This window comes from Enterococcus sp. R12 (genome assembly GCF_058135755.1).
In genome coordinates, this window is sequence record NZ_CM176874.1 from 2,273,242 (window position 1) to 2,295,471 (window position 22,230).

At 41.9% G+C, this 22,230-nt stretch carries 18 protein-coding genes; 1 reads left to right on the forward strand and 17 read right to left on the reverse strand.

The features are described 5' to 3' along the window. Nucleotides 1–22: 22 nt before the first annotated feature. From glgB to parE, 9 genes are all read right to left on the reverse strand, one after another. Nucleotides 23–1,969 (reverse strand): 1,4-alpha-glucan branching protein GlgB, encoded by a 1,947-nt coding sequence (gene glgB / locus ACTW1R_RS10485; RefSeq protein ID WP_142968342.1) that lies wholly within the window; start codon nucleotides 1,967–1,969, stop codon nucleotides 23–25. Nucleotides 1,970–2,158: 189 nt separating this feature from the next. Further along, complete coding sequence (locus ACTW1R_RS10490; RefSeq protein WP_005229650.1) at nucleotides 2,159–2,566, reverse strand: hypothetical protein; 408 nt, start codon at nucleotides 2,564–2,566, stop codon at nucleotides 2,159–2,161. Between the two features lie 98 nt (nucleotides 2,567–2,664). Then, nucleotides 2,665–3,111, reverse strand: a complete 447-nt coding sequence (locus ACTW1R_RS10495; RefSeq protein WP_128432195.1) for a hypothetical protein — start codon at nucleotides 3,109–3,111, stop codon at nucleotides 2,665–2,667. Between the two features lie 197 nt (nucleotides 3,112–3,308). After that, nucleotides 3,309–4,118, reverse strand: a complete 810-nt coding sequence (locus tag ACTW1R_RS10500; protein WP_074932980.1) for a DUF1803 domain-containing protein — start codon at nucleotides 4,116–4,118, stop codon at nucleotides 3,309–3,311. Nucleotides 4,119–4,206: 88 nt separating this feature from the next. Beyond that, the gene (locus ACTW1R_RS10505) at nucleotides 4,207–5,136 is read right to left on the reverse strand and encodes a manganese-dependent inorganic pyrophosphatase (protein ID WP_074932983.1); all 930 of its coding nucleotides are present in this window, start codon (nucleotides 5,134–5,136) and stop codon (nucleotides 4,207–4,209) included. A 94-nt stretch (nucleotides 5,137–5,230) separates the two neighbouring features. Continuing rightward, nucleotides 5,231–5,986 carry a pyruvate formate-lyase-activating protein gene (pflA, locus tag ACTW1R_RS10510; RefSeq protein WP_010749400.1) on the reverse strand — a complete coding sequence of 252 codons (756 nt, stop codon included), beginning with the start codon at nucleotides 5,984–5,986 and terminating at the stop codon, nucleotides 5,231–5,233. Between the two features lie 104 nt (nucleotides 5,987–6,090). Beyond that, nucleotides 6,091–8,319, reverse strand: a complete 2,229-nt coding sequence (pflB, locus tag ACTW1R_RS10515; protein WP_010749399.1) for a formate C-acetyltransferase — start codon at nucleotides 8,317–8,319, stop codon at nucleotides 6,091–6,093. Between the two features lie 269 nt (nucleotides 8,320–8,588). Beyond that, nucleotides 8,589–11,051: a DNA topoisomerase IV subunit A gene (gene parC, locus ACTW1R_RS10520; RefSeq protein WP_016610800.1), complete on the reverse strand. Its 2,463-nt coding sequence runs from the start codon at nucleotides 11,049–11,051 to the stop codon at nucleotides 8,589–8,591. A gap of 11 nt (nucleotides 11,052–11,062) precedes the next feature. Beyond that, on the reverse strand, nucleotides 11,063–13,090 hold the full coding sequence (parE, locus tag ACTW1R_RS10525) for a DNA topoisomerase IV subunit B (protein WP_167822056.1): 2,028 nt from the start codon (nucleotides 13,088–13,090) through the stop codon (nucleotides 11,063–11,065). Between the two features lie 284 nt (nucleotides 13,091–13,374). Between parE and plsY the strand changes: the two genes are divergently transcribed. Continuing rightward, nucleotides 13,375–14,013, forward strand: coding sequence for a glycerol-3-phosphate 1-O-acyltransferase PlsY (gene plsY / locus ACTW1R_RS10530; RefSeq protein ID WP_015510003.1), 639 nt, complete (start codon nucleotides 13,375–13,377; stop codon nucleotides 14,011–14,013). A 52-nt stretch (nucleotides 14,014–14,065) separates the two neighbouring features. On the opposite strand, the gene ACTW1R_RS10535 is transcribed toward plsY, so the two are convergent. The 8 genes from ACTW1R_RS10535 to trmFO all read right to left on the reverse strand — a co-directional run bounded on the left by ACTW1R_RS10535 (nucleotide 14,066) and on the right by trmFO (nucleotide 22,165). Next, nucleotides 14,066–14,941 (reverse strand): aldose 1-epimerase family protein, encoded by an 876-nt coding sequence (locus ACTW1R_RS10535; protein WP_252709111.1) that lies wholly within the window; start codon nucleotides 14,939–14,941, stop codon nucleotides 14,066–14,068. An 11-nt stretch (nucleotides 14,942–14,952) separates the two neighbouring features. Further along, nucleotides 14,953–15,744: a GTP-sensing pleiotropic transcriptional regulator CodY gene (gene codY, locus ACTW1R_RS10540; RefSeq protein WP_005229632.1), complete on the reverse strand. Its 792-nt coding sequence runs from the start codon at nucleotides 15,742–15,744 to the stop codon at nucleotides 14,953–14,955. Nucleotides 15,745–15,757: 13 nt separating this feature from the next. Continuing rightward, nucleotides 15,758–17,155 (reverse strand): ATP-dependent protease ATPase subunit HslU, encoded by a 1,398-nt coding sequence (gene hslU, locus ACTW1R_RS10545; RefSeq protein ID WP_010749393.1) that lies wholly within the window; start codon nucleotides 17,153–17,155, stop codon nucleotides 15,758–15,760. Nucleotides 17,156–17,169: 14 nt separating this feature from the next. Then, the gene (gene hslV / locus ACTW1R_RS10550) at nucleotides 17,170–17,712 is read right to left on the reverse strand and encodes an ATP-dependent protease subunit HslV (protein ID WP_005229630.1); all 543 of its coding nucleotides are present in this window, start codon (nucleotides 17,710–17,712) and stop codon (nucleotides 17,170–17,172) included. A 22-nt stretch (nucleotides 17,713–17,734) separates the two neighbouring features. Continuing rightward, nucleotides 17,735–18,673 carry a tyrosine recombinase XerC gene (xerC, locus tag ACTW1R_RS10555; protein WP_080544137.1) on the reverse strand — a complete coding sequence of 313 codons (939 nt, stop codon included), beginning with the start codon at nucleotides 18,671–18,673 and terminating at the stop codon, nucleotides 17,735–17,737. 195 nt (nucleotides 18,674–18,868) lie between these two features. Further along, on the reverse strand, nucleotides 18,869–20,305 hold the full coding sequence (locus ACTW1R_RS10560) for a flotillin family protein (protein ID WP_015510006.1): 1,437 nt from the start codon (nucleotides 20,303–20,305) through the stop codon (nucleotides 18,869–18,871). A gap of 13 nt (nucleotides 20,306–20,318) precedes the next feature. Continuing rightward, complete coding sequence (locus ACTW1R_RS10565) at nucleotides 20,319–20,744, reverse strand: hypothetical protein (protein ID WP_010749390.1); 426 nt, start codon at nucleotides 20,742–20,744, stop codon at nucleotides 20,319–20,321. Nucleotides 20,745–20,863: 119 nt separating this feature from the next. Next, complete coding sequence (gene trmFO, locus ACTW1R_RS10570; protein ID WP_005229622.1) at nucleotides 20,864–22,165, reverse strand: FADH(2)-oxidizing methylenetetrahydrofolate--tRNA-(uracil(54)-C(5))-methyltransferase TrmFO; 1,302 nt, start codon at nucleotides 22,163–22,165, stop codon at nucleotides 20,864–20,866. Between the last annotated feature and the right edge of the window lie 65 nt (nucleotides 22,166–22,230).

The following is a 22,230-nucleotide window of genomic DNA, read 5'->3' on the forward strand; positions in this document are numbered from 1 at the left end:
TGATCTACTCACCGTTCCCCCTCTACTCTTTTTTTTGTGCTTTCTTTACTGCTTTTTTTCGAGTCATTTTGATTTTTTCTGGTTTGATGATTAAAGCCCCAAGTGCAGGCAAAATTGTTTTGATTTGATAGTCGTATTGCTTAAAAGGGGTATTACTGGTCTGGCAGTCTGGGTTATTCGCCACCCAAGTTCCACCAAATACATCCCGTTCCGTGTTTAAAATCTCGCGATACGTTCCTTCGTATGGCACGCCGATCGCAAAATCGTGACGCTCCACTGGTGTCAGATTGACAACCACGATCAAGAAATCTTTTTTCGTTTTTCCTTGTCGTAAGAAAGTCAATGTCGTTTCATCTAAGTTGTCTGCATCGATCACCATCAATGAATCTTCTTGATCATCCAATTCCCAAAGGGCTCGTTCTTCTTTGTATAATTCATTCAAGGTCTGGGTGAAGAACTGCATTTTTGCATTGAATGCGTCGTTTAAATCGACCCATTCAAGCCCATGATCATATTTCCATTCTAAAAACTGTCCCCATTCACTACCCATGAATAACAGTTTTTTCCCTGGATGCATCATCATGTACGTATAGAGATTTCGTAGTTGTGAAAACTGTTTGTAGCGGTCTCCCCACATTTTGTGCATCAAACTTTTTTTGCCATGAACCACTTCGTCATGGGAGAGTGGCAAGATATAATTTTCTTGCATCCGATACATGAAAGAAAAAGATAAAAGGCTTAGATGATCTTTACGGAAAATCGGGTCCATTTCGTAAAAACGCAGGACATCATTCATCCAGCCCATATTCCATTTGTAGTCAAACCCGAGAGCGCCTCCTTCGACCATTCCTGTTATTTTGGTCTCGGAAGTACTTTCCTCTGCAATCATGACAACTGCAGGATGGGCTAACTTGATGACTGAATTGAGCTTTTGTAAGAAATAGTACCCTTCAAAATTCCGATTGCCCCCTTCGTGATTCGGTTCCCATGGACCTTCATCATAATCGCGATAGATCATGTTGGAAACGGCGTCTACCCGAATACCATCAATATGGTAAAATTCGATCCAGAACAATGCACTTGAGATCAGAAAACTTTGGACTTGTGGTTTGCCTAGATCAAAGTTGATCGCACCCCAGCGAACATTTTTCGCACGGTTTTCATCCATGTATTCAAAGGTCGGCGTGCCATCATAATAGGCAAGACTGTCATCATTGACACAAAAATGTCCTGGCACCCAATCAACGAAGACACCTATATTTTCCAAATGACAAGCCTCTACAAAGTCTTGAAATTCTTCTGGTGTCCCATAATAGGAGCTAAGTGCAAAGTAACCAGTCAATTGATAGCCCCAGGAGGTTCCTAAGGGATGTTCCATCAAAGGCATAAATTCGATATGGGTGTAGCCCATTTTTTTCACGTAAGGAATAAGTTCATCTTTTAATTCGGAGAAGCGATAAGGGGTGCCATCTTCGTGGTGCTTCCAGGAGCTGGCATGAACTTCATAAATATTAAGAGGTCGATTAAATGTTTTTTGTCTTTTTTTCCGTCCTTGCCATAACCCATCCCGCCATTTTTTTTGTGGGATCGAATGCAACACGGCAGCAGTTCCTGGCCGAGCTTCAAAATGGACAGCAAAAGGATCGATCTTCAATACTTCTCGTCCATTTGCTTGTTTTACTTTGTATTTGTAAAGCTGTCCTTCTTTTACTTGGTTGGTCTCAATTTCCCAAACACCGGATTCCGTCCTTTTGTTCATCGGCAAGGTATCCGTCCATTGGTTGAAGTCGCCAACAAGCCAAACTTGCTGAGCATTTGGTGCCCAAACGCGAAACACGTAGCCATCATCTACTTGATGGGCGCCTAAGAAATGCTGTACATAAAAATTTTCACCACTCAGAAAGTCTTTTTCCGCAGTCAGTACCTGTTGTTTGGTAACCACTCTCTCATCAGTCCTCCTCAAATTCATTTTGATCGCTGACTGAAATGCCAACGACCTTGTTACGTTCTTTCACCTTTTATTAATCTTTAATTAATCGTTTCAAAATTAACTACATCTCTCTATCTAGCATAGCATAAAACACTGCGCTAGTAACGCAATAACCCTAGTTACCAACAAATAATCTTTGACAGAAAAAAACAGCTTGAACGTATCAGTTCAACCTGTTTCAGCTCTACTTTTTAGCTTTTGGAAAATGAAGTATGTGACTACCCATAACTGAAACAAACTTGCTAAAACAAGAATGAAAACTACCATCACTGGAAGTGTTTCAGTTAATTCAAAATATGCCAACAGTGTCCCAAATGCAGAAGAGGCGGAGCAAAAACACCAAAATCGAAACCCATAAAAACTGGTCACCACGGTATAAAGACTGATGATCCCCAACAAGAAAAGCTGAGTAAATCGGTCAAATACAGTATCGGTATAATAAATTTCACCTAACAAGGCTTGGATCGCACCAAAACTTGTCGGTACTTTATAAAGCGTCAGCAGAGCGCCGAGCAAGCTGAATGCACCAATCAGAAGATGACTGCCAGCTAAGCCGATTCGAATGTTTAGTTTCACGCGTCTTTCACAACCTTCAATCTAAGAAAATCCTTTTTCCGCTAACTACTGCTTACACAGCCGTTTTCCTTATTCACTAGAGCCGAAATCATCTGTACTTATTTTGCCTGCCAAAGCTCTTTTACTTGTCCATCCGTGTAAACTTTATAGACTTTATTTGCCGATGAGGTGGTGTTTGTGCGAGCAATCAAGTAATAGTTCCCGTCACAATCAAACTCACCTTCACTTAATAATTTGTAACTTGTAACTGGCCCATTTGCCATTTTCTTTGCTAAGTAACGCATGGCATGAGCTGGATTCACCAGATAGTTTTGATTGATGAGCCAATCAATGATCACGGAAACGATCGTATTTGCCCCAAACCGTTCCTGTTGTTTTAACGCAAGAATGAGATCACCATCAGAAAAACGCGTTTCATCGATCCCCGCTTTTGTAATTGCTTGCCGAGCAGCTTCTATTTCTGACATTGATACGAACGTGATCATTTCTGCTTTCGTTTTGTTTTGTTCCAACTGTTCAAAATCAACCGTTTTATATCCTTCCATTTTTATATCCCCTTTCAAAGTTCTAGAATCATCATATCATCAAGAAATCAAAACTCCAAACAAAACGATTGTTGTTTTTTAATTTTTATTCATCAAATTATCATTTGAAAAAATAAGAAAAAAAGCTGCTAGAATCGAATCTAGCAACTTTTTAATAGTCAGAAAATTTAAAACAAATAACATAATTATTAGAAATTTTAATTATTATTGAAATAAAGTGTATTGTATGAACCTGATTTGTTTGCCAAGTGAGCGATCACAAGGCGTTGGACGAACAGATCCTTTTCAGAAGACGGATAACGCTCGTTTTTTAGATTATCACAATTTATTTCTTCCAGCAACAAATGTAGCTCAGGGCTTATGATCTCGACCCGTTGAAGTGATTCCAGAAAAATACTCGGACGGACTTTTTTATTTTTACGAATGCGTTCAAGGATCACACTCACTTGGTCTAAGTAATAGACTGGATCGACATCACCGATCAAATCCATTAATTCATCATAGATCGCAAGGGTGTGCAACTGTTCATTCGCTTCAAAAAAAGCAGGCAGTGTTGGTGGCCACTGTGTTTCTGAGTAAGAAATCAACTGAAATTGTTCATGACTCAATGCATAGACCGCTCCTTGTTCAACTCCTTGCTGACAACCGTAAAAGTATTTATTTTCAACACTTGACGCAGCAAAGCTTTTGATAAAACCAGCGATTTCTTGTGTTGACCAATTGCGCGCTGCTTGATAGAAATCATCACTTACTTGTATCTGCTGTTGATCATGTTCATTATAGATGGGGAAGCCTAAATAATAGCGTCGTTCTTGACGGATGATCAACTTTTCTGCGATCAAGCGGTCAAGAATTTTATCAAATGAACCATCTGTAAACTTCGCTTTTAATGCTCGTAGTGTCGGCGGCTCTTGGCTATTTAATAGCTCCTCTACCAACTCATGGAATTTCGAAGATTCCAGTATCGGTTGCAATGAGCGAAAGTGGGGACTATAAAAAAATTTCACTGCGTGTACTCCTTATCCAAACAATCATGAAAAATGCTGGCTTGATCTACCAAAACAGATCTCACCAGCATTCAGACAGTTAGCTTAATTATCCTTCAAAAACCTCTGTTAATTGAGGTACGATTTGTTTTTTGCGAGAAACGACACCAGGTAAAAACGCACGATTGTTGGTTAATGTCGTTTTAAAGGCTGCTTCTACTGGGGCAGTTGGTTCGCCAACGACTAGTAGCTCAGAATTACTATCTAAGATATCAGTGGCAACCAGCAAGAACAGATCATAGCCATTTGCTGCCATTGAATCCTTCATAGCCGCTTCCAACTCTGCTTGACGGTCAAAGACTTCTTTTAGATCAACCGTGTTGACTTGTCCGATACGGATGTTTTTAGCACCCATTGGGAAGCTTTTGGCATCTAGGTCCAGCAATTCTGCTGCTGATTTCGTTCCAAGATTCGTACCAGCTTTTAACATATCTAATCCATAGACTTCCAGTTCTACATCTGCTATAACGGCTAGTTCTTTGGCTGCTGTTACGTCTTCGTCGGTACATGTTGGTGATTTAAACAACAATGTATCAGAGATGATCGCTGAGAGCATGATTCCTGCGATCGCTTTTGGAATTTCCACTTGATTTTCTTTGTATAATTTCAACACGATCGTACTTGTACAACCGACCGGCTCTGCACGATAATACAGTGGATTAGCCGTTTCAAAGTTAGCGATACGATGATGATCAACAACTGCCAACACAGTGACATCCGCAATATCCGCTACACTTTGTTGAAATTCATTATGATCCACTAACATTACTTCTTGGGTTTCCTTTGCCACTGAATCGATCACCCGAGGGGCAGTTAGGCCAAAGGTATCTAACGCAAATTGTGTCTCTTCATTCGGTGTACCAAGCGCTACTGCTTCACAATCTTTTCCAAGTTGATTTTGTAAATTTGCAAAGGCAATTGCTGCACCAATGGCGTCGGTATCAGGATTTTGATGACCGAATACTAATATTTTCGACATTTCTTCATCGCTCCTATTTCAATTGATATTCACTTTCTAATCATAGTAAAAAAACAGGAAAGAAGCAATAGCAATCTCTTCTTTCCTGTTTTGATCAACGGGTTAAGTAACCTTTATAGTCGTCTACATGAAGCAAACGCTTGGCATTTTTCACCCGATCTTCTGTTGGTGGTTCGATCCCTTCAAGGGGATATTTCAAACCAAGCTCATCCCACTTGTATTTCCCCATCGTGTGATAAGGCAAGATCTCTACTTTATCGACATTCTTCAGTGTTTTGATAAACTCATCCAAACGGATCAAAAATTCATCATAGTCGCTTCTAAAAGGAACCAGCACGTGACGAATCCAGACAGGCTGATTGATCTCTGAAAGATAATTCGCCATATCCAAAATATTATCGTTCGATTGGGTAGTCAACTCTTTATGGGCTTTGTTATCGATGTGCTTGATATCAAACAATAACAAGTCAGTAACGGTCATCAGCTCTTGAAACTTGCTAAAAAATGGTTCTTCCCGTGTAAATGGTTTTCCACAAGTATCTAATGTCGTGCTGACACCTTCTGCTTTGGCTTTACGAAACAGATCGATCAGAAAGTCCATTTGAAGCAATGGTTCCCCACCACTGACGGTGATCCCACCTTTTTGTCCCCAGAATTCGCGATATTTCAATGCCTCTTCTAAGACATCATCAGTCGTTCGTTCGACACCGGTGCCAATCTTCCAGGTATCTGGATTATGACAAAACTGGCAACGCATGCGGCATCCTTGCATGAATACAATAAAACGGATACCTGGTCCATCTACTGATCCAAAACTTTCTGTTGAATGTACTTGTCCTGTTACTGCCATAATGCTCTTCCTTTCTTCGAAACGACGGATGACCACGCTCCGTCTGATACTTTCAAAACAAGAGGCGGCGGATTTTCCCGTCCGCCGCCTGAAGTTGTTGCTTATTACATTGCTTCGTGCATTGTACGAGCAATCACGTCATCTTGTTGTTCTTTTGTTAATTTAATGAAGTTTACTGCATAGCCAGATACCCGAATAGTTAATTGTGGGTATTTTTCTGGGTGAGCTTGCGCATCAAGCAATGTGTCACGGTTAAATACGTTGATATTTAAGTGGTGACCACCTTTTGCTGCATAGCCATCTAGCATTGTTGCTAGGTTTTCTTGTTGTGTTTCGTCGTCACGTCCTAATGCTTTAGGTACGATCGAGAAGGTGTTTGAAATACCATCTAATGAGTAATCATATGGTAATTTCGCAACTGATGAAAGACTTGCCAAAGCACCATGCGTATCGCGACCATGCATTGGGTTTGCACCTGGAGCAAATGGTGCGCCTGCACGACGTCCATCAGGAGTGTTCCCTGTTTTCTTACCATAAACCACGTTAGAAGTGATAGTAAGGATCGACGTTGTGTGTTTTGAATCACGGTATGTTTTCGTGCGTTTTACTTTTTTCATGAAGGCTTTCAACAAGTTGACTGCGATATCATCTACGCGGTCATCATTGTTTCCGTATTTCGGATAATCGCCTTCGATTTCGTAATCTTCAACAATGCCGTTTTCATCACGGATCGTACGAACTTTGGCATATTTGATCGCTGATAATGAGTCAACTGCAACAGAGAAACCAGCGATACCAGTAGCCATCGTACGTAGAATGTCTGTATCTTGTAGCGCCATTTCAATGCGTTCATAAGAATATTTGTCGTGCATGTAATGAATGATGTTCAATGTGTTCACATACAGATCACAAATCCAGTCCATCATTGTGTCATATTTTTCCATTACTTCGTTATAATCCAAGTATTCAGAAGTAATTGGTTGGAATTTTGGTCCAACTTGTGCTTTTGATTTTTCATCGACCCCACCGTTGATTGCATACAACAATGTTTTTGCTAAGTTGGCACGAGCACCAAAGAATTGCATTTGTTTCCCGATACGCATTGCGGATACACAACAAGCGATTCCGTAGTCATCGCCCCAATGTCCACGCATCACATCATCGTTTTCATATTGAATCGCTGATGTTTGGATAGACATTTTCGCACAAAATGTTTTGAAATTATGAGGCAAACGTGTTGACCATAAAACAGTCAAGTTTGGTTCTGGTGCTGGGCCTAAGTTTGCTAAAGTGTGTAAGAAACGGAAGCTGTTTTTCGTTACCATATGACGTCCGTCTTCACCCATACCAGCGATTGATTCAGTTACCCAAGTTGGGTCACCAGAGAACAATGCGTTGTAATCAGGCGTCCGAGCAAATTTCACAAGACGTAGTTTCATGACGAAATGGTCAACGATTTCTTGTGCTTCTTCTTCAGTGATCACGCCATTTTTCAAATCGCGTTCAACATAAATATCAAGGAAAGTTGACGTACGTCCCAATGACATTGCTGCACCATTTTGCTCTTTGATGGCTGCTAAGTAACCAAGGTATAACCATTGGAATGCTTCTTTCGCCGTTTGAGCTGGTTTAGAAATATCAAATCCGTAAATGTTTCCTAATTCTTTCAATTCGCTTAACGCACGAATTTGTTCACTTAATTCTTCACGTTGGCGGATAATGTCTTCGGACATCGTTCCGTTTCCGCAATACAATAGGTCTTGTTGTTTTTCTTTGATCAAGAAGTCCACTCCGTATAATGCCACACGACGGTAGTCACCAATAATCCGGCCACGGCCGTAAGCATCAGGAAGACCTGTGATTACACCAGAACGGCGCGCTGCTCTGATTTCAGGTGTATAAGCATCAAAAACTCCTTGGTTATGTGTTTTACGGTAGTCACGGAAAATGTGAGAGACTTCCGCATCAATTTCATAGCCATAAGATTCTGCTGCTTGTTCTGACATGCGGATGCCACCAAATGGTTGCAAGCTGCGTTTAAATGGTTTTTCCGTTTGGAAACCAACAACTGTTTCTAAGTCTTTGTCTAAGTAGCCAGGTCCATGAGAAGTGATCGTTGAAACGACTTTTGTATCCATATCCAATACGCCGCCAGCTTCACGCTCTTGCTTGTTCAGTTCCATGACTTGATCCCATAGCTTCGTCGTTGCTTCAGTAGCATCTGCTAGGAATTCATCTGTTCCGTCATAAGGTGTGTAGTTTTCTTGGATGAAGTCGCGTACGTTTACTTCTTCTTTCCAAGTTTTTCCTTTAAATCCATTCCATTGTTCCATTTGATGGACCTCCTTAAATTTTCTGTTCACTAATGTAACAGCTTTACGTGAACAGTATAACACACACCTTAATGATTGCAAGCATTTTCAAGAATTATTTTTAACAATTTATTTTTTTTTAAGATATTAATTACTAAAAACGTTGATTTATAGGTGTTTAATAAATGTGAAACTTTTATTAAAGTACCTTTTTCGTTAATGTGAAAGATTAATTATGTGACAAAAAGCAACCCTTCTGTACTGGTACAGAAGGGTTGCTTTGTTATAATTTATAGTACAGAATCCTCTGCGATTGCAGGACTGATTTGGGTTTTCACTTCGTAGATTTGTCCCCCTGTTTTCTCATCCATGATAAATGAGCCGTTGGAGGTCCGATCATTGATCGGGATTTGGTTGGTGATCACTTCAAAGGATTGTCCTTTTTGATTCGTCACTAGCAGTTGCTGATTTTCCCCACTGCCCATATAGACGACACGATGAGGATTTTTCTTCAATTCCCGCAAGACCATCAATCCGCGCTTCGCCCGACCTAATTGGTTGATTTCTTGAGCCAACATTCGTTTTGCTGCGCCACGTTGGGTGATCAAAACGATCGGTGTATCCCCTTCGGAATAAACGAGCAACCCATTGATAAGATAATCATCCGCTTTAAGGTTCATCGCTTTGACCCCAGCTGCTTTTGGTCCCACGACAGGCACTTCATTAAGCGGGTAGCGTAAGCCAAAGGCAAGATGACTGACTAAGAATACATCCATTTCTTCCGTTTGATCCGTCAAAAAGACGTTGACCAATTCATCTGATTCATCTTTCAGCTTCATGATCGTCATTGGCCGTGTTTTATAGGTGCGCCAAGGTTCAAATTCCGTCATTCGTGTCTGTTTGATCATACCGTTTTTACTGATCAGCACGAAATTTTTCAATGGATCGATCTCTTTGTAGGCAAAGACCCCAATGATCATTTCATCTTGCGCCAGTGTCATGACTGTTTGCGAAATATGTTCCCCTAAATCTTTCCATTTTAAATCAGGTAATTCATGGACCGGTCGATAGATCGTGTTCCCTTTATTAGTAACCAACAACAGGTGATCCAACGTGTTCATTTGGTTACTGTAAAGTAAAGAGTCGCCTTCTTTCATGCCGATCTCTTCTGGTTTTGAAGCGCCGTAAGAACGCAAGCTGCTGCGTTTGACATAGCCGTCTCTTGTGACCGTTACGACGACTTCTTCTTGTGCAACTAAGACTTGTGTTTCAATCTTGATTTCTTGAATTTCTGCTTCGATCTCAGTCAACCGCGGGGTCGTATATTTTTTCTTGATTTCCCGCAATTCCTTTTTGATCACTTTCAGTAATTCATTTTCTTCATTCAAAATCGTTGTCAATTCAGCGATCGTTTCAGCAAGTTCTTTCGCCTCTGCTTGCAATTGCGTGATATCCGTATTGGTCAAGCGGTACAACTGCAAGTTCACAATGGCTTCTGCTTGCTCTTCCGTAAAGCCGTGTTGAACCACCAGATTATTTTTGGCATCTTTTTTGTCTTTACTACCGCGAATGGTAGCGATCACCTCATCAAGGATTGACAAAGCTTTAATCAGACCATCAACGATATGCTGTCTCTTTTGGGCTTTTTGCAGTTCAAAACGACTGCGTTTTTCAATCACTTCACGGCGATGCTTGATGTAGCTTTCTAAAATCCGTTTCAAACCGACTTGTTGGGGGCGCATATTGTCGATTGCCACCATGTTGAAGTTGTAGTTGATCTGCAATTCGGTATTTTTAAATAGATAATTTAAAATTCCTTGTGCATTTGCTTCTTTTTTCAGCTCGACAACAATCTGTAGTCCAGTACGGTCGGTTTCATCCCGTACTTCAGCAATCCCATCAATGCGTTTATTCAAACGGATCTCATCCATTTTTTTGACTAAGTTGGCTTTATTGACCTCATACGGGATCTCATTGATGACGATTTGCTGTTTGCCGCCTTTAATGTCTTCAATCTTGGTTTTCGAACGCAGGATCACTTTGCCTTTGCCTGTTTCATACGCTTTTTTGATTTCTTCTTTCCCTTGTAAAATGCCCCCTGTTGGAAAATCAGGGCCAGGAATGTACTTCATCAGCTGATCCAAAGAAGCTTGCGGATGGTCGATCAAATAGATCGTTCCATCGATGATTTCCCCTAAATTGTGGGTAGGGATCTCTGTTGCATAGCCAGCTGAGATCCCAGTTGAGCCATTGACTAACAGATTCGGGTATTTTGCTGGTAGAACAGTTGGTTCTTTTTCAGTGTCATCAAAGTTCCAAACCAATTCCACGGTGTTTTTTTCAATATCTTTTAATAGCTCACCACTTAATTCCGAAAGCCGTGCTTCCGTATAACGCATGGCAGCTGGCGGATCACCATCCATACTCCCGTTGTTCCCGTGCATTTCAATCAAAATCTGACGTAGCTTCCAGTCTTGACTCATGCGGACCATTGCTTCATAGATACTCGAGTCCCCATGGGGGTGAAAATTCCCCATGATATTTCCGACAGATTTTGCTGATTTGCGGAAGCCTTTGTCATAGGTATTGCCGTCTTGGTTCATGGCAAATAAAATCCGCCGCTGAACCGGTTTTAACCCATCACGAATATCTGGCAATGCCCGTTCTTGAATAATGTATTTGGAATATCGACCGAAGCGATCTCCCATCACTTCTTCCAATGTCAATTCTTGTATATTGCTTTTGTGTTCCAAGAGACCACCTCCTATTCCTTAACTAACTGTTTGCTGTCTGCTTGTTCGGTATCCATTAATTTTTCATCAACTAATTCAGGTACCGTATCTTCTTTTTTATCCAAAATACTGCCATCTTCTTCTAAACTAAATTGAACATGACTTTCGATCCACTTCCGACGAGGTTCTACCTTGTCCCCCATCAAAGTGGTGACGCGACGTTCTGCTTGGGCAGCATCATCGATCCGTACCCGAATCAGTGTCCGCGTTTCTGGGTCCATGGTCGTTTCCCACAATTGGTCGGCATTCATTTCTCCTAACCCTTTGTAGCGCTGTAGGAGATAGCCTTTGCCGATTTTTTGGGTCAGTTTGCTTAGTTCATCATCGGTCCAAGCGTATTCGACTACTGCTTTTTTCCCTAACCCTTTTGACACTTTGTACAGAGGCGGCAAAGCAATGTATACTTTCCCCGCTTCGATCAAAGGTTTCATATACCGGTAGAAAAAGGTTAAAAGCAGCACTTGGATGTGCGCCCCATCGGTATCCGCATCGGTCATGATGATCACTTTATCATAGTTGCAGTCTTCAATTGAAAACTCTGGGCCAACACCGGCACCGATAGTATAGATCATCGTATTGATTTCTTCATTTTTCAAAATATCCTGCATCTTGGCTTTTTCAGTATTGATGACTTTGCCTCGCAATGGCAAGATGGCTTGGAACTTGCGGTCTCGTCCTTGCTTTGCTGAACCACCCGCTGAATCCCCCTCCACCAAATACAATTCATTTTTCTTAGGATTACGAGATTGCGCAGGTGTTAATTTACCAGAAAGCAGTGACTCGCCTTTTTTGCGTTTCTTTCCAGTACGGCTTTCTTCTCTCGCCTTTCTGGCAGCTTCACGGGCCTCTCTTGCCTTGATCGCTTTACGAACCAGCATTTGACTCATTTCACTGTTTTCTTGTAGATAATAGCCTAGCTGCTCACCAATCACATTGTCTACCGCATTTCTTGCTAAGGGTGTCCCTAATTTCCCTTTGGTCTGTCCTTCAAATTGCAAAAGATTTTCTGGCACGCGGATCGACAGAACTGCCGCTAACCCTTCACGGAAATCACTGCCTTCAAGGTTCTTATCTTTTTCCTTCAACAAATTGACCTTGCGGGCATACTCATTGAAGGCTTTGGTCATTGACGTCTTCATCCCAACTTCATGGGTACCGCCATCTTTGGTACGTACATTGTTGACAAAGGACAAGACGTTTTCTGAATACCCATCATTGTATTGAAAGGCAAGCTCTACTTCGATGGCTTCTTTCGTGCCAGAAAAATAAACCACTTGGGTCAAGGTATCTTTTTCTTCATTTAAATAATCAACAAATTCTTTGATGCCTTCCTCATATAAAAAGACTTCATGAATCGGTTCTTCCCCACGTTCGTCCGTCAGGGAGATTTTGACCCCTTTCAACAAGAACGCTGATTCTCTCAAACGTTCAGCGAGAATCTCATAGGAGAATTTGGTTGCAGAAAAGATCGTATCGTCTGGTTTAAACGTAACGGTTGTTCCCGTTGGTTTACGGGTTTTGCCGACTTTTTTCAAAGTACCAGCTGGTTTCCCACCGTCTTTGAAGCTCTGTTTGTATTCGATGCCATCTCGAACGATGACCACTTCTAGCCAGCTGGATAAGGCATTTACAACACTGGCACCAACCCCATGAAGGCCGCCAGAGGTTTTGTAGCCGCCTTGGCCAAACTTCCCGCCGGCATGTAATACTGTGAAGATGACTTCAACAGTTGGGATTCCAGATGCATGTGTCCCGACCGGCATTCCTCGGCCATTGTCTCGAACACTGATACTATTGTCTTTATGGATCGTAACATCGATTTCATTGCCGTATCCTGAGAGTGCCTCATCAACCGCATTATCGACGATTTCATACACTAAGTGGTGCAAGCCGCGGCTATCGGTCGAGCCGATATACATTCCTGGCCGTTTTCTTACTGCTTCCAGGCCCTCTAAGACCTGAATGGAAGCATCATTATATTCTGTGGTTTTCTTTGCCAAACCCACCGCTCCTTTAATCTTGATCAGTCCTTTTTTGCTGCTGAAAGAACTGCAAAAAAAATCTTAACACAAAATACGCTTTTTTCAAGCGAACATTTTTCTAAACTATCTTATCCTTTTTCCTTTGTTTGCACAAGCTAGAGTCGCAAAATGGCTTGTTTGTGTTTCACAGCTCTGAGAAAAGCTGTTTTTCTTCTTTGTCTGACCAGCGAAAGATTTTCTTATTGTTGGAAAGGCGTTTTCATGCTAAAATTGCCCTAGCCTTGCAAAGAAAGTTGGTTATTATGAATACGATTCTTTTATTTATTGTTGCTTACCTTTTAGGTTCGATCCCCTCTGGTGTTTGGATTGGCCAACTGTTTTTCAAAAAAGATATTCGCCAATTCGGCAGCGGCAATACGGGAACGACCAATACATTTCGCGTCTTAGGAAAAAAAGCCGGCATCGTTGTTTTATTGATGGATATCTTAAAAGGAACTTTGGCGACCAGCTTGCCAGTCATCTTTGGTCTCCATACTGTCAATCCGCTCTGGTTTGGGGTCTGTGCGATCTTAGGTCACACCTTCCCGATCTTTGCCAAATTTAAAGGTGGCAAAGCAGTGGCGACAAGTGCTGGGATGCTCTTAGGATACAATCCGCTCTTTTTCATTTATTCTTCATTGATTTTCGTTATCTGTCTTTATGTGACAAGTATGGTGAGCCTGACCAGTATGATCGCGGCGTGTTTGATCACCTTATCGACGATCGTCTTGCCTTTTATCGCTCCTGCGATCTTGCCTGAGCAAAATTGGCTGCTGACCTTCATAGCGATTGGCGTAACGATTTTTATCTTTATTCGCCATCGTGAAAACATTACTCGCATCAAAGATGGGACCGAAAGTCGAGTACCCTTTGGACTGAATAAGGGTCAAACGAACAAATAAGCAGAAGCTGAGAAAAGTCATTGCGCTTTTCCCAGCTTCTTTTTTCATACGTTTATTTAACTGTAATGGAATACTTTGTTTCAAATAATTCTTCAGGTAGAAGTGCTTGAATCCCCAGCTTCTCTGACAGCTCACCGGAGGCTTCTAGCGTATCTGCGATGCCGCACCATGGTTCAATACATAGAAATGGCGATTTCACTGGATAAGTGGACCAAAAACCGACATACGGCATATTATTGTAGCTTAACGTGACACTATGAGGCGATTTTTCACTGCGAATCGAGTAGGAATGTAATCCTTTCGTTTCATAAACTAGCGCATCATTTGCAAACATGTCATGGGTCAAGCGTAGATCCGTATTCGTTTGACCGAGTGTGCGTTGCTCATAATCAATATAATTGCCTTTTAACGGCAATTTCACCCGTGATTTCTTTGGAGAAAAAGAAAGATAATAGTCTTCAAAAGTCAACCCTTTTTCAAGTGGGACGTTGAATGCAGGGTGTCCACCAATGGAGAAATAGAGTTCCTTTTGACCGCTATTCTTCACTTGGTATTTGACGACTAAGCCATCACCGCCTAATTCATAACTGACATACAGCTGGAAATCAAACGGATACTTTACTTTGGTTTCAGTCGAACTTTCTAGTAAAAACAAAGCGTAATCTGTGCGTTGTTCAACGACAGTAAATAACATGTCTCTGGCAAATCCATGACGAGGCAAATGATAACTCTTGCCCTCATGTTGATAGGTATCCTCTTTTAACGCACCCACGATCGGAAATAAGATCGGTGCATGCTTTCCCCAGTGGTTTGGATCAGCTTGCCAAATATATTCAAGGTCATTGCTCGTATCGACTAAGCTTTGCAGCTCAGCCCCTTTTTCTGCAATTTTTGCTTGCAGATGACCGGCCGTGATGGTAACTGTCATGGTCTCATCTCCTAATATTGATGTTTCGTCAATTCCTCTTTAAAGCGACTGTTAAGCACTTTTAAATAGGTGCCTTTCATCCCCAAAGAGCGGGATTCAATAATACCGGCAGACTCTAATTTACGCAAAGCGTTCACGATCACCGAACGGGTGATGCCGATACGGTCAGCGATACTTGATGCGGTCAAACGACCTTCGTCTCCTTCTAATGCCTCAAAAATTGCTTGAACAGCTTTTAGCTCACTATAAGAAAGCGTGTTGATCGCCATTTGAACAGCTGTGGTACTGCGAACATCTTCTTCGATACTACGGGATTTTTGATACAGAAACTGCATACCAACAACCGTCGCACTGTATTCCGCTAATACCAAATCATCATCATCAAAGGATGTATCGATTCTGGAAAGAATGATCGTCCCTAAACGTTCCCCTGCACCGTAGATTGGTACAATGGTTGTTAGTCCGTTGGGATACAGCTCTCGGCCTTCCACAGGAAAAGCCGTCATATCGTCACTGATTGGCACATTGGCTTCTGTGGAAGTCAGGTGATCGACTAAATCTGTATAATTTTTAGGAAACTGTTTTTCGACAAACATTTTTTTGATGCGTTCATTATTGACATCATGGTTCTCAACAAAACCTAACACGCTACCATCGACGCTAATAATATACGCATTGCTGTCTAGAATGTTTCCTAAAATGACAGCCATTTTGTCGTAAGGCAAATCAGAAGCTAAATTAAAGGTGTTTTTTTGCTGCAATAATTCGTTGATTTGTCTCGTCTTTTCTAATAATGTTTTCATTGGTCCGCTCCCTTTATAAAATATACCGGCTTAAGTCTTCATCTTTTGCGATTGACGCAAGTTTTTCTTCCACATACGCTTCTGTGATCGTGATTTCCCCCATTTGCATCTCAGATGCTTCAAACAATAGATCTTCAAGTAGTTTCTCTAGAATCGTATGCAAACGACGGGCACCGATATTGTCGGTATCGCGATTCACTTGATACGCGATTTCGGCAATTTTTTCGATGGCTTCCATCGTAAAGACCACTTTGACATTCTCGGTTCCTAACAAGGCAACGTATTGTTTGACTAAGGCATTGTTTGGTTCCGTTAAAATTTTAACAAAGTCTTCTTTCGTCAAGTCATCCAGCTCCACGCGGATCGGGAAACGCCCTTGCAACTCAGGGATCAAATCGCTTGGTTTTGATAGATGGAATGCGCCCGAAGCGATAAAGAGAATATGGTCGGTTTGTAACGTTCCATATTTCGTGTTGACTTGTGAGCCTTCAACGATCGGCAAGATATCTCTTTGCACCCCTTCACGAGAAACTTCTCCTGATTGCTGTGATTTCGAAGATACTTTGTCGATTTCATCAAGAAAAATGATGCCGCTAGATTCCGCCAAACGTAATGCTTCGCTATGAATATCCGCGTCGTTGACCAGTTTGGAGGATTCTTCTTGAATCAACAATTCCCGCGCTTCCTTCACGGTTACTGTGCGTTCAATTTTCTTTTGCGGTTTCAATGCTCCTAATGTTTCATTCAAATCAATGCCCATTTGTTCTAAGCCATTGTTCATCATTGGCGCTTGATTTTTCGGTTCATCGACTTGGATCGTCACTTCTCGGTTATCCAAAAGGCCTTTTTCTAATTGTTCGAAAATTGCTTGGCGATTGCTGCGAATCTCATCTGTCAATTCTTCTTTTGGTTCTTCTGGTTGTTGTGCGGCATTGAACATATTCATCATTTGTTCATAAGGATTGGTGTTCTTTTTCTGTTCCTTTTTAATACCGGGAACTAAGACTTTTACTAAACGACGATTGGCTTTTTTCTCCGCTTGGATGCGCACGTTTTTATATTGTTCTTTTTTCACGATTTGGATCGCGTTTTCTACAAGGTCACGAACCATCGATTCTACGTCTCGACCGACATAACCGACTTCTGTGAATTTCGTTGCTTCTAGCTTAACAAAAGGCGCATCAACGATTTTCGCTAACCGTCGCGCAATTTCCGTTTTCCCAACGCCCGTTGGTCCAATCATCAAAATATTTTTTGGTGTGACATCTTGCTGCATTTTTTCATCTAATTGCAGTCGGCGGTAACGATTTCTTAATGCAACCGCCACTGATTTTTTTGCATTGGTTTGTCCAACGATGTATTCATCTAATTCTTTCACGATCTCTCGTGGTGATTTGTTTTGGTTTGTCATATCGTCATCCCTCTTTAAAACTCTTCTACAATGATATTGTGATTCGTAAAGACACAAATGTCTGCTGCGATATTCAAGGCACCTTCAGCGATTTCTTTGGCAGATAGTTCACCGCCATAACGTTTCATCGCACGGGCTGCCGCCAAGGCATAGTTTCCACCTGAACCGATAGCTAAAATCCCTTCATCTGGCGAAATGACCTCGCCTGTCCCAGAGACTAAAAGCATCTCCTTATCATTCATGACGATCAGCATCGCCTCTAATTTTTGCATCGATTGCTGCGTCCGCCATTCTTGTGCCAATTCTACTGCAGCTCGTTGCAAGTTTCCGTTGTATTCATTTAGTTTTCCTTCAAATTTTTCTTCCAAGGTAAAGGCATCTGCCACACTACCGGCAAAGCCAACGATCACTTCACCGTTGTAAATTCGACGGACTTTCCGAGCGGTTCCTTTCATAACGACCTGTTCTCCCATCGTTACTTGACCGTCACCGGCCATGGCAAACTTACCATCTTTTTCAACCGCACAGATGGTGGTTGAATGAAATTCTGACTTCATTTACGTTCCTCCTGTACCAATTTTACGCACGTGGATGAAATTGGCGATAATTTTTTTGTAAACTATCTTTGGTGACATGCGCATAGATCTGTGTCGTAGATAGATTGGCATGCCCCAACAATTCTTGAACGGTCCGCATATCGGCTCCGTTGTTTAATAGATGGGTCGCAAACGTATGCCGCAGCATATGAGGATGGATTTTACTGTCTAAACTGCTTTTTCGGATGATTTGATTCAACACATACTCGATCCCTGTTGCAGTGATCCCATCACCTAGATGATTCACGAAAAGAACCTCGTGTTCCTTGTTCTGCTTTTCCATCAGTTGCTTGCGCCCTGAGGAAAGATAGCGCTTGACTGCCGCTTGTGCGTAACTGCCGAAAGGAACATAGCGATCTTTGTTGCCTTTTCCGTGGATCAACAAAACGCCGCTTTCCCAATCGATCGCGCCCAGCGTCAGACTGCTACACTCGCTGACCCGCAGACCTGAACCGTAAAGGACTTCTAACAATGCTTGATTGCGCTGTTGTAATGGCTCATCACCAGCGACACTTTGAAAAAGAGCATCCATTTCCTTTTCATAAAAAAAACGCGGCAATTTGGCGTTTTTCTTTTTTAAATGAATGTAGGCGAAGGGATTCTCTTTGACGATCTCATGCTTGGTTAGAAATTGGTAGAATGAACGCAAGCTAGCCATTTTCCGACTGATGGAATTACGGCTATACCCTCGTTCCGTCAAGTAGCTCAAATAGACACGAACATCACGATACTCCACCGCTAACGGGTCTTCATTGCCAGACTCTTTCAAGAAGTGAAAAAAATCGTTCATATCTTCTTGATACGCTTTTTTTGTCTTTTCCGAATACCCTCTTTCAACAATAAGATAACGAAAAAACTCTTCTTGTAATTGATCCGTTTGCAAAGTAACCCCCCTTTTCATGATTCGAAATAACTTTAGCATAGACCACAAAAAAAAACAAATGAATTGTCAGAATTTAATCAATATTTCAAAGTTTAGACATAATTGTGAAAACTTTCTAAGAATCTTCGTAAGATTCTTATCATTCTTCAGAAAGATCACTCAAAAGAGCCATAAAAACGTACCCGTCCCTTTCTCAAAATAGAGAGGGACTGGTACGTTTCCATTTATTTCCTTTTATTCGATCCGCTCCGTTGTTGGCTGAGGCGAACCATTGCTTTGTGAAACAGCCTGAACTAGCTCTTTGTTTCCTTGTTTTGTGGACATGGTGTCATTGATCAACGCCACTAAGTCTAATCCGGTGGTTTCTTTGATCGTATCAAAGGTTCGAGCTAAGCCAGCTTCTCCCATTGATTGAAGCCCATCATTGCCGCCAAAGCTAACCACTTTATCGATATTGCTAAGGGGTGCATTGACTTCTTTCGCAATTTCAGGTAGCACTTTGATAAATTCCATCAAAATACCAGCTTCGTTCAGCTTGGTCAAAGCGATCGCCATTTTTTCTCGGCTTTCCGCTTCGGCTTGACCGACTTTTGCGATTCGTTCCGCATCGGCACTACCTAATTTTTCAATTCGTTCCGCTTCCGCTTGTGCAGCCAATTTGACTTTTTCTGCTTCGGCTTGTGCTCGGGCGATTTCACGTGCTTTGTCTGCTAATGCGTTTTGTTCAACGACATATTTATCTGCTTCGGCTTTTTTACGGACAGTTGCATTCAATTCTTTTTCTGTCAATTCCGCTTGTTTCTCTTGAATCTCAATATTTTTTTCTTGCTCGATCAATTGTACTTTCATTTGCTCACCGACCGCGATTTGCTCTGCTTTCGCATCCGCAACTTCACGTTCTTGTTTGTACTGCGCTTGTTTCAATGCCATATCTTTTGTCGCTTCTGCGATTTCTGTTTGGCGACGGATCTCTTCATGCTGTGCCAACTGTTCATTCTCGGCTTGCTTGATCCGCGTTTCTCTTAAGGCATTGGATTCTGCTACTTCAGCATTCTTCTTCACTTCAGCAATCTGGGGACGCCCTAAAGCATCGAGGTACCCATTGCTGTCGCTAACGTCTTTGATCGTAAATGAAACGATCTCCAGCCCCATTTTTTTCAAATCCGTAGAGGCAACTTCTTGTACTTGTTCCGCAAAATCATCGCGGTTTTTGTAGATGGCTTCCACCGTCATCGTTCCTAGAATTGCCCGTAAGTGACCTTCTAAGACTTCTTGCGCTTCATCTTCCAGTTCACCAGTGGATTTGCCTAAGTATTGTTCAGCGGCTGTCTTGATCGACTCGGTACTGTTGCCGACTTTCACTAATACCGTGGCACTGGCTTTGATCGGTACGCCTTGTTCTGTATAAACTTCTGGTGTCCCAATCTCTAACTTGTGGGTCAGTAAACTTAATTTATGTGCCTTTTGAACAATAGGAATCACAAACGTCCCACTGTTTTTTAAAATCTTGATGCCTTCTTTTCCTAAAAACGACCCCGTGACGATCAACGCTTCATCGGGTTTTCCGATTCGGTAGCGTATCATCAAAAAGGCGATCAATAAAACTACGAGGACAACGCCCCATAAAATCGGATTACTTAAAAAATCAACTGCTGATCCTGTATCCACCATAACCTAACACTTCCTATTCTATAAAATTTTTACTTTCAACCACCAACGCGATCCCTTTTTTATCAAAATCGACAATGATGACTTTGGTGCCGACTGGCAATCGAACATTGTTTTCACGATCTTCTTCTCGAAAAAAACGAGCAGGATAAACAGAACGTGCACCTTGACTCCCTATTTCCATCACTTCGCCGATTGTATCTCCGACAATCTTTTCCGTCAGTTCGCCGATCACAAACTCATTACGGCTAATGACATTGCTGCGGTTTTTGTCTGTGATGCGATTGTAGAGCCACATAAAGGGCCCCAACAGCAAACTAAATGCAACAAAGACAACGAAAATGACCCCGACCAAGAGGATCAGCCAACCTAAAAATTGGATCACTGTAGGAAAACGCTGTAAATAGTTTTGAATCAAATGAATCCATTCTCCGATCACCATCTTCACCACCTTCTGTCATTGTTACTGTCTATCATAAGTCACCTTGATTAAAGTTTCAAGACAAATTAAAAAAAAACTTTCTCACCAATTATCAGTAAGAAAGTTTTCGATCATCGTGCTTATAATTGTTCCTTGGCTTTTTCTAAAGCAGCTAACGCTCGATTTGCCAATGCTTCATAACGGGATTTCTTGTCTCTGATTCGCTCTGGAAGTTCTGGCAACAACCCAAAGTTTGCATTCATTGGTTGGAAGTGTTTGCCTTCAGCATGGGTGATATAATACGCCATACTACCAATCGTCGTTTCTTGTGGCATAATGATCGGTGCTTCGCCTTTTGCAAGTTTGGCAGCGTTGATGCCAGCCATCAACCCGCTGGCTGCACTTTCCACATACCCTTCGACCCCTGTCATTTGTCCAGCAAAAAAGAGGTCCTCACGTTTTTTCGATTGATAGGTTTGTTGCAAAAGCTCAGGTGAATTCATAAAACTATTCCGATGCATCACGCCATAGCGCACAAATTCAGCCTCTTCCAAGCCAGGGATCATTCGGAATACCCGTTTTTGTTCGCCCCATTTCAAATGTGTTTGAAAGCCAACGATGTTGTAAAGAGAAGCCGCCGCATTGTCTTGACGCAGCTGAATCACTGCGTAAGGACGCTTGCCAGTTTTCGGATCTTCTAACCCAACTGGTTTCATCGGACCAAACAACATGGTTTTCGGACCACGACCAGCCATGACTTCGATCGGCATACACCCTTCAAAGAATTTTTCTTTTTCGAATTCTTTCAAAGGAGCCACCTCTGCATTGACCAAGGCCTCACGAAACGCATAAAACTCCTCTTCATTCATCGGACAGTTCAGATAGGCTGCTTCACCTTTATCGTAACGAGATTTCAAATAAACTTTATCCATATTGATGGTTGATTTGTCAACGATTGGTGCTGCAGCATCATAGAAATAAAATCCTTCAGATCCGTTAAAGGCTTGGATCGCTTTTGAGAGCGGTTCAGAAGTCAATGGACCTGTTGCGATCACAGTGATGCCTTCTGGAATTTCAGTGATCTCCTCTTCGATGACTGTAACTAAAGGATGCTCCTTGACACGTTTGGTGACCAACTCTGAAAAATCATCGCGATCCACAGCTAAGGCACCACCTGCTGGAACCGCTGTTTTGTCTGCAGAAGTGATAATCACTGAATCCAAGCGACGCATTTCTTCTTTCAAGACACCGACCGCATTCGTTAGATTGTTGCCTCGTAGTGAATTGGTACAAACAAGCTCGGCAAAATTATTTGTGTGATGGGCTTCTGTCGACTTCTTAGGACGCATTTCATAAAGATTTACTGCGACACCTGCTTGCGCTGCTTGCCACGCAGCCTCGCTTCCGGCTAAACCGGCACCAATAACATTGATTTCTTTCATAGTGCTCTCCTTTTATTTCAAAAGCTCGTCTCTTTTCATAAGAAACAGCTTGTATTAATCAAAAG